12 protein-coding genes are annotated in these 12,193 nt (G+C 62.6%); 7 read left to right on the forward strand and 5 right to left on the reverse strand.

The features are described 5' to 3' along the window. Positions 1-8: 8 nt before the first annotated feature. The 3 genes from GOB94_RS04170 (at position 9) to GOB94_RS04180 (ending at position 2,443) form a co-directional block, all read left to right on the forward strand. Positions 9-593, forward strand: a complete 585-nt coding sequence (locus GOB94_RS04170) for a DUF4254 domain-containing protein (protein WP_182277637.1) — start codon at positions 9-11, stop codon at positions 591-593. A gap of 155 nt (positions 594-748) precedes the next feature. After that, entirely contained in the window at positions 749-1,354 is a 606-nt protein-coding gene (locus GOB94_RS04175) for a tetratricopeptide repeat protein (protein ID WP_182277638.1), read from the forward strand. A 48-nt stretch (positions 1,355-1,402) separates the two neighbouring features. After that, a complete protein-coding gene (locus tag GOB94_RS04180) occupies positions 1,403-2,443 on the forward strand; it encodes a gluconeogenesis factor YvcK family protein (protein ID WP_182277639.1) in 1,041 nt (346 codons plus the stop codon). Here the strand turns inward: GOB94_RS04180 and GOB94_RS04185 are convergent. The 4 genes from GOB94_RS04185 to GOB94_RS04200 all read right to left on the reverse strand — a co-directional run bounded on the left by GOB94_RS04185 (position 2,433) and on the right by GOB94_RS04200 (position 5,844). Continuing rightward, positions 2,433-2,729, reverse strand: coding sequence for a type II toxin-antitoxin system RelE/ParE family toxin (locus tag GOB94_RS04185; protein WP_182277640.1), 297 nt, complete (start codon positions 2,727-2,729; stop codon positions 2,433-2,435). The two genes, GOB94_RS04180 and GOB94_RS04185, sit on opposite strands and share 11 nt — an antisense overlap. Further along, positions 2,726-3,046 (reverse strand): type II toxin-antitoxin system RelB/DinJ family antitoxin, encoded by a 321-nt coding sequence (locus tag GOB94_RS04190; RefSeq protein ID WP_182277641.1) that lies wholly within the window; start codon positions 3,044-3,046, stop codon positions 2,726-2,728. The genes GOB94_RS04185 and GOB94_RS04190 overlap by 4 nt, the downstream gene beginning before the upstream one ends. Before the next feature lie 104 nt (positions 3,047-3,150). Beyond that, positions 3,151-4,455 carry a 23S rRNA (adenine(2503)-C(2))-methyltransferase RlmN gene (rlmN, locus tag GOB94_RS04195; protein WP_255484226.1) on the reverse strand — a complete coding sequence of 435 codons (1,305 nt, stop codon included), beginning with the start codon at positions 4,453-4,455 and terminating at the stop codon, positions 3,151-3,153. Between the two features lie 18 nt (positions 4,456-4,473). After that, positions 4,474-5,844: a glycoside hydrolase family 30 beta sandwich domain-containing protein gene (locus tag GOB94_RS04200; protein WP_255484227.1), complete on the reverse strand. Its 1,371-nt coding sequence runs from the start codon at positions 5,842-5,844 to the stop codon at positions 4,474-4,476. Between the two features lie 68 nt (positions 5,845-5,912). Here GOB94_RS04200 and GOB94_RS04205 point away from each other — a divergent pair, with 68 nt between their 5' ends. Then, the gene (locus GOB94_RS04205) at positions 5,913-7,232 is read left to right on the forward strand and encodes a pitrilysin family protein (RefSeq protein WP_182277643.1); all 1,320 of its coding nucleotides are present in this window, start codon (positions 5,913-5,915) and stop codon (positions 7,230-7,232) included. Positions 7,233-7,268: 36 nt separating this feature from the next. Here GOB94_RS04205 and GOB94_RS04210 read toward each other — a convergent pair whose 3' ends face one another. Then, positions 7,269-8,927 (reverse strand): hypothetical protein, encoded by a 1,659-nt coding sequence (locus GOB94_RS04210; protein ID WP_182277644.1) that lies wholly within the window; start codon positions 8,925-8,927, stop codon positions 7,269-7,271. Between the two features lie 239 nt (positions 8,928-9,166). Here GOB94_RS04210 and GOB94_RS04215 point away from each other — a divergent pair, with 239 nt between their 5' ends. From GOB94_RS04215 to GOB94_RS04225, 3 genes are all read left to right on the forward strand, one after another. Then, the gene (locus GOB94_RS04215) at positions 9,167-10,690 is read left to right on the forward strand and encodes an acetylxylan esterase (protein ID WP_182277645.1); all 1,524 of its coding nucleotides are present in this window, start codon (positions 9,167-9,169) and stop codon (positions 10,688-10,690) included. A 195-nt stretch (positions 10,691-10,885) separates the two neighbouring features. Beyond that, positions 10,886-11,404 carry a prepilin-type N-terminal cleavage/methylation domain-containing protein gene (locus tag GOB94_RS04220; RefSeq protein ID WP_182277646.1) on the forward strand — a complete coding sequence of 173 codons (519 nt, stop codon included), beginning with the start codon at positions 10,886-10,888 and terminating at the stop codon, positions 11,402-11,404. A 140-nt stretch (positions 11,405-11,544) separates the two neighbouring features. Beyond that, complete coding sequence (locus GOB94_RS04225; protein WP_182277647.1) at positions 11,545-12,192, forward strand: outer membrane lipoprotein carrier protein LolA; 648 nt, start codon at positions 11,545-11,547, stop codon at positions 12,190-12,192. Position 12,193 lies beyond the last annotated feature (1 nt).

A 12,193-nucleotide genomic window follows, 5' to 3' on the forward strand; every position in this document is an offset into this window, starting at 1 on the left:
CACCAGCCATGGTCGACGTTCCCCTGATCCTCCGCCTCCACGACACCGCCAACGCCCACGGCCACGACGATCTGCTCCCAGCACCAGAGCCTCACACCCCCTTCGAGCAGCTCGTCCTCCACCAGCACCAGGCCAACTTTGACCTCTGGCACTGCGAGGACCAGGCCCGCGACCCCGACGCCTCCGACGCCACCATCGTCCAGGTAAAACACTCCATCGACCGCCTCAACCAGCGCCGCAACGACCTCGTCGAGCAGCTCGACCTCGACCTCCTCGCCGCCGCCACGCCGCTCAATAACGCCGCCCCGCTTCACTCCGAGACCCCCGGCCTCATCATCGACCGTCTCTCCATCCTCTCCCTCAAGCTCTTCCACACCGAAGAGCAGCTCCACCGCTCCACACCCGAGCACCGCAACCGCAACGAGACCCGCATGCTCCTTCTCAACGAGCAGCGCACCGACCTCGCCGCCTGCCTCACCCAGCTCTGGCACGACATCCTCTCCGGCCACCGCCGCTTCAAGCTCTACCGTCAGCTCAAGATGTACAACGACCCCTCACTCAACCCCTTTCTCTATGGCAAATCCACCTCATAAGCGGCCCGGTTGCCGCACCCACCTCTATACAGTTGACCCGCACCCACATACACTCGTATAAAACCGAGACGAGATTCTTCGCGCACGTGCGCAACGCTGCGCCCCTCTGCAACTCCAGAACACCAGAACAAAACGACACGATCCTGCGAGACGATATGGCAACGAAGTCGGCAGTTCCCTCTACCGCAAGCAAAGCGGCAACTCAATCCGCGTCCACCACGGCTCCCCAAAAGGCCCCCCGTACCCTCGCTGGCCGCACCGCGCCACTCGATGACGCGGCACGCAAGGCCATCCTCACGCAGTACGAGGCTGCCATCAAACTTGTCTATGCCGGCAAGTTCGACAAGGCGCATGAGGCTTTCACTAAAATCCTCCCTGACGCTCCGGCCGACATCGCCCCCAGCGTCCGCATGTACCTCGCCACCTGCGAGGCCGAGATCTCCAAGCACTCCGCGGCTTTCTCCACACCCGAGGAGCGCTACGACTACGCCATCTCGCTGCTCAACCACGGTCACTATGAGGACGCCCGCGAGCACTTCGAGGCAATCCTCAAGGACAACAAGAGCGCCGACTACGCCTTCTACGGCATGGCCCTGCTCGCCGCCATGACCTGCGACTCCCCGCGCTGCATCGAGCACCTCACTGAGGCCATCCGCCTCAATCCGCAGAACCGCACCCAGGCCCGCCTCGACTCCGACTTCGAGTCCGTCGCCGACGACCCCAGTTTCACCGAGCTCCTCTACCCCGAGCCCCAGCTCTAAGCCACACTCTCTCCACACGCATCGGCTCTGTACACTTATACAGAGCCGATGTCTTTGCACTCCAACACATCCCGTCAGCTTCGGGTCGTCGCCATAGGCGGCGGCACTGGTCTCTCCACGCTCCTCCGCGGCCTCAAGCGCTACACCACCGCCCCTCCCGGCGTCACCATTGCTCCCTGCGACCTCCCCTGCCACATCCGCGAGCTCTCCGCCATCGTCACCGTCACCGACGACGGCGGCTCCTCCGGCCGCCTCCGCGAAGAACTCAACATGCTCCCCCCCGGCGACGTCCGCAACTGCATGGTCGCTCTCTCTGAAGACGAGCACCTCCTCAGTCGCCTCTTCCAGCACCGCTTCCGCCACGGCGACCTCGAAGGCCACAGCTTCGGCAACCTCTTCCTCGCCGCACTCACTGAGGTCTCCGGCGACTTCGCACAGGCCGTCCAGACCAGCTCCCAGATCCTCGCCACCCGCGGCCGCATCTACCCCTCAACCACCGCCAACGCCACCCTCTCCGCCCGCATGGACGACGGCTCACTCGTCTCCGGCGAGACCAACATCACAGCCAGCAAGCGAACCATCCGCGAGCTCATGCTCTCCCCCGCCGACGCCTCACCGCTCCCCGAGACCCTCGACGCCATCGCCACCGCCGACCTCATCACCCTCGGCCCCGGCTCGCTCTACACCTCGCTCATCACCAATCTCCTCGTCCGCGGCATCCCCGAAGCCATCGCCGCCTCCCGCGCCACCCGCGTCTACATCTGCAACCTCATGACCCAGGCCAACGAGTCCCTCGGCCTCTCCGCCGCGCAACACATCGAAAAGATCCTCAACCACGCTCGCGCCCGCGGCCTCGCCAAAGACGCAAAGATCTTCGACTACGCCCTCATCAACACCGCCACCATCAGCGCCGCCACGCTCGACCAGTACGCCCGCGAAGGCCAGACCCCCATCGCCGCCGACCTTGACCGCATCCGCGACCTTGGCATCGAGCCCATCACCGGCAACTTCCTCCACGAAGGCGACGTCCTCCGCCACGACTACGAAGCCGTCGCCGACTCGGTCCTCGAACTCGCCCTCAAACGCTAGAGTTCGTCCGCCACTCCTGCCCGCCGTATATCACGCGCAGAATACGAACAGCATCGCCTTCCACCCGATAGACCACCACGCACGTTGCCCGATCAATAATCAGCTCACGTGTCCCTTCGGTTCTACTGCCTCTGCCAGCCAATGGAAAGTCTGCTAATAACTCAATCTGCTCATTGACTCGATCGTCTACCAGCAACGCGCCCCGAGGACTACTCTCCGAAATCATCTCAAAGGTAGAAAGCATGTCAGCCAAGGCGTCTTCTGACCATAGGATCGGCGCTTTCATCCGATCTTTGCCAAGGCTTTCTCACGCAGAATATTCATCCGCCGACGGACTTCTGCATGAGGTACTCCCGGCCGCGGATCATCCAGCGCCTCCTGCACCTTGGCACGGAACCATGCATCGTAATCCGTGCCATCCCCCTTGTAGATGGCGGCCTCCATCGGCGTCCGCGCCAGCGGCAACACCCCTTCGTTCGCCGTCCTCGTCAACAATATCCGAACCGCATCGGAGATCGTCAGCCCCTGCTTCTCCAGCACAGCCGTCGCCCGCTCCTTGATGTCTTCATCAATCCGTGTCTGCACCAACGCATTCGCCGCCATCGCATCACCTCACGGTCATTGTAATGCAAATGAATGACATTTTATACTTCAGTCGCCAGGTGCCCATGTCCCGCTTCTGGGACGTGGGTTCGCAGAGTGCAGGCTCAGGCAGAGATGTTGACCAACCCCTGCGACTCTTCAGACACCGTCCGCTTCAACTGCCCACAAGCCGCATAGATGTCCCGCCCCCGCGGTCGCCGAATATACGTCGCGATCCCGCCCGCGATCAGCATCTTCTGAAACACGGCAACATCCTCCACCGTCGGCTGGTGATAATCAATCCCCGGCCCCGGGTTCCACACAATCAGGTTCACCTTCGCGCGCATCCCGGCAAGCAGCGCCAGCACCTCGCGCGCGTGTTGCTGCTGATCGTTCACCCCACCCAGCAGCACATACTCAAACGTCACCCACTCCCGCGTCCGCAGCGGGATCTTCTGCACCGCCTCCAGCAGCGTCGCAATGTTCCACTTCCGCGTAATCGGCATCACCTGCTCGCGCACACCATCATTCGAAGCATTCAATGACAGCGCCAGCTTCGGCCGCACTGTCTCCTTCGCAAACGCCTCGATCCCCGGCAGTATCCCGCTCGTCGACACCGTCATTCGCGACTCAGGAATCCCCACGCCCTCCACCAGCCGCCGGACGGAGTCCATAAAGTTCTCATAGTTCAAAAACGGCTCGCCCATCCCCATAAACACCAGGTTGATGCGGTCTTTGCCGATTTGAATCTTGTGCCGGTTCAGCACCGCCGCCACCTGCCCCGCGATCTCGCCCGCCGTCAGGTTCCGCTTGATTCCCAGCTTCGCCGTCAGGCAGAACTGGCAGTTCACCGCACATCCCACTTGCGATGAAATACAAATCGTCGCTCGCCGAAACCCCGTCGCCGCCAGCGTCCCAAAGTACTTCCGATCGCGCCCATCCCCCCTGCGCGACCAATAGCCACCATCCCCTACCACAGAGGTGTCATCTCGACCGGAGGCGCGCTCTTGCGCCGTAGTGGAGAGACCTGCGGTTGTACCCGCCACAGCCTCTTCCGCCGTCTCCACCTCACCCGCCTCTTCCTCCGCAGCCTCACTCCCATCGCCGCGCTCGCCGCCATCGCCATCGGGCATCCAAACCGTCTCGACGGTCTCCCCATCGGCCATCTTCATCAGATACCGCTCCGTCCCATCCACACTCACCGCCGTCTGCACCATCTCCGGCAGACCCACACTCCAACCATCCGCCACCAACCGCTCGCGCAGCTCCTTGCTCAGCGTCGTCATCTCCTCCACGCTCGCCACCCGCTGCTTATACAGCGCCTCCCAGACCTGCTTCGCACGATACGGCTTCTGCTCCAGCCCAGCCATCACCTCGGTCAGCTCCGGCAGACCTATCCCAAACAACGCCTTGTCACCCGCTTCATTCACTCTCTTAGGATACCCGCCTCACCAAACAAACGTCTCCGCCGCCCCCTCCGGAACCTTCGCCACAAACACACGCCCGCCATCCCGCACCGGCACATCCCGCTCTTCATCCGACGTGTTCGCGACCACCAGCACTGTCTTCTTCGCCGACGTCACAAACGCCACATCGCTCACCCCATCCACCTCGGTCGACGCCACCCGTACGCTCCCCGGAGGCACAAACTTCGCCACCTGAGCCACCGTATAAAACGCCAGGTTCCGGCTCACTGTATCGCCCTCAATCGTCACCGCGCCTTCGCACACCGGGCACCCGCCATGGTTCGTATGCGGCCCGAACTTCGCATCCGCTGCAAGATTCCATAGCAGCACCGTGCGGCTCCAGTTCCGCATCGCGCCAATCATCTCGCGCGACACAGGCTCCGCAATCTTCAGCTCCGTCGCGCCCTTCTTGTCCACCACCATCTGCTCCGTAAAATAAATCCCCTTCTCCGGAAACCGCTCATGCGCCTCCGTCATCGCATCCAACTTGCCGCGATACAGATGGAACCCGCTGCCCACCGCATACTTCGCCGCCCGCGCATCGGCCAGCACCGTCTCCGGATAATCCGGATGATCACAGTTGTGGTCATACAGAATCACCTTCGTCGCGATCCGCACCTCCCGCATCGCAGGCCCAAGCGCATCGCGCAGAAAGTCCCGCTGCTCTTCGGCGGTCATCACCATGCTCGGCGTGTTCTTCGGATTCAGCGGCTCATTCTGCATCGTGATTGTGTCCACCGGCACGCCCGCCTTGCGCATCGCCTCCATCCACTTCACCAGGTAGCGCGCATACACAAAGTAGTCCGCCCGCTTCAGCTCGCCGCCCTTCAGATCGTCATTCGTCTTCATCCACGCCGGCGCGCTCCACGGAGATCCCAGCACCCGCAGCCGCGGATCGATTCTCCGCATCTCCCGCAGCACCGGCACCACCGTCCGCTCATACTCCCCCAGCGAAAACTGCGTCAGCCACACATCGCTGCCGCCCGCACTCACGTCATCGCACGTAAACGCATGGTCATCCATATCGCTCGACCCAACGCTCACGCGCACATAACTCACGCCGATCCCACCCGCCCCCACCAATTCCTTCTCTAGGGCCAGACGCTTCTCGCGCGGCAGCTTCATCATCAGCTCTGCGCTCCCACCTGTCAGCGCAAACCCAAACCCTTCCACTGTCTGCATCTTTTGCGACGCATCCACCACAATCCCCGCGCCTTCGCGCGCTGCGGATAACTTCACCACCGGCTGCTCCGCCAACAGGGCCGACCGGTCCGGCGTCGTCAGCCACCCCTTCACCACCTGCCCCTGCGCCACACCCAGCCCCACGATCCACAGCACCAGCCAACGTCCCATTCCCATCCTCCTCAGTCCTTTGGGACATCCGCGTTTGCAGTTGTCCCTCCGCATGAAACAATAGACGAATGTCCGTAACTCTGGCGGAAAACGCCTCCACCCTCACCAATACCCACCTCCGCGACATCCGCACCACGACCCTGCCCAACGGCCTTCTCGTCCTCACCGAGCGCATGCCCCACCTCCGCTCCGTCTCCATGGGCGTCTGGATCGACTCCGGCTCGCGCGACGAGACCGCCGCCGTCAACGGCATCTCCCACTTCATCGAGCACATGGTTTTCAAGGGCACCACCACCCGCTCCGCCCAGCAGTTTGCCCGCGAAGTCGACGCCATCGGCGGCAACCTCGACGCCTTCACCGGCAAAGAGACCATCTGCTTCAACATCAAGGTCCTCGACGAGAACGTCCCCGCCGCCCTCGACCTCCTCTCCGACCTCGTCCTCCACCCCACATTTTCGCCCGACGATCTCGCCAAGGAACAAGGCGTCATCCTCGAAGAGATCAAGATGGACGAGGACAACCCCGACTACCTCGTCCACGAGCTCTTCACGCAAAATTTCTGGAAAGGCAACGCCCTCGGTCGTCCCATCCTCGGCACGGCCAAAACCGTCTCCAGCTTCAACCAGGCCATCGTGCTTGAGGAGTACGCCCGCCGCTTCACCCCTGCCAACATGGTCTTCTCCGCCGCCGGCAACCTGGACCACGACAGCTTCGTCGAGCAGGTCGCCACCGCCTTCAGCTCCCTCTCAGCCTCCACCGGCGACAAGCTCCTCCGCACGCCCGCGCCCACCGCCACCCCGCACCTCACGCTCAAGAGCAAAAAGTCCCTTGAGCAGGTGCAGTTCTGTCTCGCCGTGCCAGCCCTGCCCGTTGCCGCGCCCGAGCGCTACGCCGCGTATCTGCTCAACAGCATCCTCGGCGGGGGCATGAGCTCGCGCCTCTTCCAGTCCATCCGCGAAGACCGCGGCCTCGCCTACTCCATCTACTCGGAGATCAATCCCTTCCGCGACACCGGCTCCCTCGCCGTCTACGCCGGTTGCAGCCCGGACAAGGTGCAGGAGGTCCTCGACCTCACCCTCGCCGAGTTCACCCGCATCAAGCAGTCGCCCGTCACCACGGAAGAGCTCGACCGCGCGCGCAACCAGACCAAGGGCAACATGGTCCTCGGCCTTGAGTCCTCCAGCTCGCGCATGTCCTCCCTCGCCCGCCAGCAGATGTACTGGGGCAAGTTCTTCTCCCTCGACGAGATCACCGCCGAGATCGACCGCGTCACCGTCGACGACCTCCAGCAGCTCGCCAACCGCCTCCTGCAATCCGACCAGCTCACCCTCACCCTGCTCGGCAACCTCGGCCCGCTCAAGCTCACCCGCACCGACCTGGTCTGCTAAGCACCCCCCGCCTTGCCTGCTCCTTCGCGGTTCAGCTCACTCAGTAACCGTGAAGGAGTAGAACATCTCCTTCGGCAGCGACCTACCGTCCGCTGGAGCAAAGTGCGGCTGCAGGTTCTCAATGTCATCCACCTTCAACGCATCAATCGCCTCCGACGACAGAACGAACCGGTAGTCCGGCAGCACCGCAGCGCCAGGGATAAATTTGAACTTCCGCTTGGCCGCTGCCGCCTTGTCGAAGCTGAAGCGGTGCACATCCATCCGCCCGCCAAGACTAGCCGCAAAGCCATTCATCTCGCTCTTCAGCACATCCGCCTCACCGGCTAGTCCCGCCGACTGGCTGTCTACGAAATAGATCTCGAACCGCTGGCAGCTTGCCCGGTCGAACGGTACGGCGCCCTCATCCGCAGCGTTCTGAAAGGGCGTCAGCGTCAGTACATGCGGCAGGTCGCTGTGTGCCAGTGTAAACGTCAGCAAATAGTCATAAGTCTCCACCACCGAGCAAGTACCGCTTGGTTGCGCCCGCAGAAACGACACAACCTCTTCAGGCCTGTCTGTCATGCTGGATTTCGCCAGGCCGTCCCGGCTAATCAGATGCTCCATGGCCCCTGCACTCCATAGCGCAAAGATACCGAGCACCCCGTACTGCAAAAACAGCGGCCGCAACGTCCCAACAATCATTGCCGCTACCGGAGCCAACAGAGGCGCCAGAATCAGCGCATTGCGCGGCTTGATCCCAAGCCCGCTGAGCCCTACCAGCACAAAGTAGAGCAGCATGAATACCGTGATGCAGCCCAGGCCGTCCAGCTTCGTCCACAGAGACCCGCTCGCCGCACGCGCACGCACCCAACGGATGCACCCCACTAGGCCGACCACACTCAGCACAACAAACACGAGTCCCACAAACAAAACAAACTTCTGCAACGGCATGTAGGCCTCAGAACAGAAGTTGGCCTGAATCAATCGCGCGAAGGAGACCACGACGCTTGCGCGTTGCCCGGTCTCCGGAGACCTCGTGTTCGCAATGTGCACCGCCAACATCGCATGCCACTGTGGCAGGCTCACTGCCACAAACAGAAGGAACGACACCAGGCACTGCTTCCATATCCGCCACGAGTACCGCACCAGTATCCCCACAGCCAGTGCCGCGATGAACACCAGCGTGATGTAGTTCAGGTAGTACAGGCAATCCAGCAATAGGCCTAGCACCACGGCGCGTCGATATGAAAACAGCGGTATCTCTTCCCTCGGTCTCAGGGCTACCACCAGCGTAGTCAGGGCAATTCCTGTCCACCAGCTATACCAGCGTATGGTATTGCCCCACATCAGGAACTGTGGATGGAAAGTCGCCAATAAAAGAAACGTCACCTGCTCTCGTCTCTTCGCAAAGAGCGGCGTAACCGACAGCACAAACACCGCCAGACCGCCGTAGATGAACAAAAGCGGGAACAGCGCCATCCAGCGCGGTGACGGGATCGCCGCGTACGCCAGGCGAGCGAGCAGATACATTCCCGGTGGATGGATATCGGTGGAATTCGCCGCCGCGATGATCCCCTGAACGCTCCCATGAACATAATTCAGGCTCACATGTTCGTCGTCATAGATATTGCGGGTGGAAAGAATGCCCACCGAGATACAGAGCGAAACCGCTAGAAACAGAGCTGCCAGAATCCGCGGCCGAAAGAAAGATTCCATGTTCGACACCGACTCTTGCGTCACTAAACACTCCTATGGATTCGCTATTTTGTATGTGCCAAGACTACGGTACGACATTTAGCGAAATCAATAAACGCCACTGGCGTTACCCCTCCGGGTACTGCGCGCTTTCCGCGAACACTCCCGGCGATGCCCTTCTCACATCGTCGCATTAAACCGCTATAATCGACGCGCTCGTCCCACCCCGGCTTGGCCGCCGCCAAAGAGGACTCACCGTCATGCGTCTTCACACCTCACGTATCGTTCTTCTCGCGCTCTTCATGCCAGCGCTCTCCATCTTCGCGCAATCGCCGAAACCACCCGTCACCTTCACCGCCGACCAGGACCACCAGAACATGATGGACCAGCTCGGCATCACCGCCATGCGCCCCGGCCCCAGCGGTAACGAAAACGCTCCCAACCACGCCAACTACGACGAGTCCAAAGCCAACCCCTACCCCACCCTCCCCGACGCGCTCCCCCTCAACGACGGCAGCAAAGTCACCACCGCATCCGAGTGGTGGAACCAGCGTCGCCCCCAGATCGTCGCCGCCTACGAGCACGATGTCTACGGCAGCATCCCCGCGCACACGCCCTCCGTGCACTGGACCGTCGTCGCCACCGACCACGAAACCCTCGGCGGCACACCCGTCCTGGCGCGCCAGCTCATCGGCCACGTTGACAACTCTGCTTATCCGCAAATCTCCGTCAACATCCGCATGACGCTCGTGACTCCCGCCAGCGTCACGCACCCCGTGCCCGTGCTCATCATGTTCGGCCGCAGCGCCTTCCCCGCACCTGTCGATCTCTCCCCCGAAGACCTCGACCGCGTCAACGCCGCCGAAAAGGCCCGCCTCATCCAGCAGGACCCCGCGCTCAAACAAGTCTTCTCCACTCATCAGGCATGGGAGCCCTTCAAGGCCGCCCCCTTCGCCTTCCCGCAGTTCAATGCTGACGGCGACCCGCCCAGCCAGTGGGAGCTCGTCGCCGCCGGCTGGGGCTTCGCCACCCTCGACCCCGCCAGCGTACAGGCCGATAACGGCGAAGGCCTCACCCGCGGCATCATCGGCCTCGTCAACAAAGGCCAGCCACGCACACCCGAGCAGTGGGGCGCGCTCCGCGCCTGGGGTTGGGGCGCCAGCCGCGCGCTCGACTACCTTCAGACCGTCCCCGAAGTCGACGGAAAGCACATCGGCATAGAAGGCGTCTCCCGCTACGGTAAAGCGGCGCTCGTCACCATGGCCTTCGACCAGCGCTTCGCCATGGTCCTCGTCGGCTCCTCCGGCAAAGGCGGAGCCACGCTTCTCCGCCGCAACTACGGCGAAGCCGTCGAGAGCCTCACCACCGGCGAGTACTATTGGATGGCCGGCAACTTCCTCAAGTACGGCGCCTCCGCCAGCAAATCCGGCCCCGGCAACCCCGGCCAGCTCCCCGTCGACTCCAACGAGCTCATCGCCCTCTGCGCCCCGCGCCTCACCTTCATCAGCTACGGCATCCCCGAAAAAGGCGACGCCCACTGGCTCGACCACCAGGGCAGCTACATGGCTACCGTCGCCGCCCAGCCCGTCTTCGAGCTCCTCGGCGCCAAAGGTCTCGGCGTCTCCGCCGACTACAAAACCGCGCAGATGCCTCCCGTCAACCACGGCCTCCTCGACGGCCAGCTGGCCTGGCGGCAGGACGACGGCGGCCACACCGACGCCCCCAACGTAAAGTACTTCATCCAGTGGGTCGACAAGTTCATCCACTACCCACCTCAACCCTAGCCACAAAAAGGTTCACCCCAAAAAGGCTTGTCATCTCGACCGGAGCGCGAAGCGCGCAGTGGAGAGACCCCTGTATTTGCCGCAGCAAGCGCCGCAGGCGCGAGCGTACCCCAAACCCCTGCTCTCCCACCAACCCTCGCAACCGTCTATACTCTGAAACGGGAAAACCAGAGCAAGCGCTCTTTCGAGGAGTCCATGAACAGCACCCAGCATCATCCGCAGCACAGCACCGAGTCCGGCTTCACCCTCGTCGAGCTCCTCATCGTGATGTCGGTCATCCTCATCCTCATGGTCATGGCCATCCCCGCCATGCAGAAGACCATCATCCGCGCCAACGAGACCTCCGCCATCAGCTCTCTCCGCGACCTCACCCAGATGGAAGGCGAGTACGCCTCCACCTACCCGCAGCACGGCTTCTCCTGCTCCCTCCAGACGCTCGGCGGCAAGACTGTCTCCGGCACTCCGCCCACAGCCGAGTCTGCCCAGCTCATTAACGAGGACCTCTCCTCCGGCACCAAGTCCGGCTACACCTTCACCATCACCAACTGCACCAAGACGACCATCAACAACGTCGATCAATACAACAGCTACGAGATCACCGCCGTCCCCAACTCCGTCGGCCACACCGGCAACCGCGGCTTCTGCACCGACGAGAACGCCCAGATCCGCTTCGACCCCAAGGGCGGCACCAACTGCACCGAGCTTCTGCAATAGCCACCCATCGCACCACTCAAGCATCCAAGGGCCGCCCTAACCGGCGGCCCTTTCCCTAGCCACAACAAAAACTTTGCGCAACTTCGCGTTAAACTTGGCGCACTTTGCGGGAACGCTTTTGCTCCTGCTCGTCATCTCTCATGAAGACACTCCTCCTAATCCTCTTCCTCGCCGCCACAGCTTCCGCCCAGCAGTTCACCGCCGATGCCCTCGCCAAACGCGTCGACGACCACTACAACCACCTCCAGTCCCTCCAGGCCCGCTACGCCGAGCGCTACCAGGGCCTCGGCCTCGACCGCACCGAAACCGGCACCCTCACCCTCCGCAAACCTGGCCGCATGCGCTGGGCCTACGACACCCCCACCGGCAAGCTCTTCCTCCTCGACGGCCACGATGCCATCAGCTACACCCCCGGCGACGCCCAGGCTACCCGCTTCCCTGAAAAGCAGCTCGACGACCTCCGCTCGCCGCTCCGTTTCCTTCTCGGCCACACCCAGCTCGCCAAAGAACTCGACCACCTCTCGCTCGCCCCGGCCAGCCAAAGCCCCACCGGCGAGCTCTACACCCTCTCGGGAGCGCCCAAAGGCATGTCGCAGCGCCTCCGCTCCCTCGAGCTCACCGTCGACACCGCTGGCCAGATCCACACCATGCGTATCCTCGAAGTCGACGGTTCCCAGACCACCTTTACTTTCAGCAACATGCAAGAAAACGTGCCCACCACTGCCGCAGAATTCACCTTCACCCCGCCTCCCGGAGTCGGCATCGTCGACGGCACCACCCCGCTCTAAA

The organism is Granulicella sp. 5B5, assembly GCF_014083945.1.
Classification (GTDB): domain Bacteria; phylum Acidobacteriota; class Terriglobia; order Terriglobales; family Acidobacteriaceae; genus Granulicella.

Bases quoted from the DNA above. Each gene is read 5' to 3' on its own strand.
- GOB94_RS04170 (WP_182277637.1), top strand. From the start codon at position 9: ATGGTCGACGTTCCCCTGATCCTCCGCCTCCACGACACCGCCAACGCC.
- GOB94_RS04175 (WP_182277638.1), top strand. From the start codon at position 749: ATGGCAACGAAGTCGGCAGTTCCCTCTACCGCAAGCAAAGCGGCAACT.
- GOB94_RS04180 (WP_182277639.1), top strand. From the start codon at position 1,403: ATGTCTTTGCACTCCAACACATCCCGTCAGCTTCGGGTCGTCGCCATA.
- GOB94_RS04185 (WP_182277640.1), bottom strand. From the start codon at position 2,729: ATGAAAGCGCCGATCCTATGGTCAGAAGACGCCTTGGCTGACATGCTT.
- GOB94_RS04190 (WP_182277641.1), bottom strand. From the start codon at position 3,046: ATGGCGGCGAATGCGTTGGTGCAGACACGGATTGATGAAGACATCAAG.
- GOB94_RS04200 (WP_255484227.1), bottom strand. From the start codon at position 5,844: ATGGGACGTTGGCTGGTGCTGTGGATCGTGGGGCTGGGTGTGGCGCAG.
- GOB94_RS04205 (WP_182277643.1), top strand. From the start codon at position 5,913: ATGTCCGTAACTCTGGCGGAAAACGCCTCCACCCTCACCAATACCCAC.
- GOB94_RS04210 (WP_182277644.1), bottom strand. From the start codon at position 8,927: ATGGAATCTTTCTTTCGGCCGCGGATTCTGGCAGCTCTGTTTCTAGCG.
- GOB94_RS04215 (WP_182277645.1), top strand. From the start codon at position 9,167: ATGCGTCTTCACACCTCACGTATCGTTCTTCTCGCGCTCTTCATGCCA.
- GOB94_RS04220 (WP_182277646.1), top strand. From the start codon at position 10,886: ATGAACAGCACCCAGCATCATCCGCAGCACAGCACCGAGTCCGGCTTC.
- GOB94_RS04225 (WP_182277647.1), top strand. From the start codon at position 11,545: ATGAAGACACTCCTCCTAATCCTCTTCCTCGCCGCCACAGCTTCCGCC.